A 403-nucleotide genomic window follows, 5' to 3' on the forward strand; every position below is an offset into this window, starting at 1 on the left:
GATCACCGGTGACCCGGCGCGGCCGCGGGTGAGRGAGTCATTCGTTCTCAGCCTTGGGCGGCGTGGGGTTGTGCGCCCCACCGGATCGCGGCGGCGGCAGCGAAGTCACCGGCGTGCGCGAATCCGGCGAGCAGGACCAGCGATCCGCTCGGGATCCGGCCGGCCCGGTTCTCCACGTCGAGGGTGACCGGGATCGCGGCGCCGAAGAGGTTCCCGCAGGAGTCGAACGTGTCCGGGTGCTGCGCCGGGGTCAGTTCCAGTGCGTCGCGCCAGTTCCGCAGGAACAGCCGRTTCGGCTGGTTGGTGACGAAGGTGTCGACCTCCGTGGACCTCACGCCGATGTGATCGCAGACCGCGTGTGCCACCTCGGGGACCAGMCGGTTGCCGCGGGCGAAGACCCGGG

General features: G+C 71.0%; 1 protein-coding gene. It reads right to left on the bottom strand.

All coding sequences use genetic code 11. From position 1 onward, the window contains the following. Positions 1-47: 47 nt before the first annotated feature. A partial coding sequence (locus tag AC1DYG_RS20285; protein ID WP_477641637.1) for a 3-oxoacyl-[acyl-carrier-protein] synthase III C-terminal domain-containing protein occupies positions 48-403 on the bottom strand: 356 nt, incomplete at its 5' end.

The sequence above is a fragment of the Pedococcus sp. P1_H8 genome (assembly GCF_056405175.1).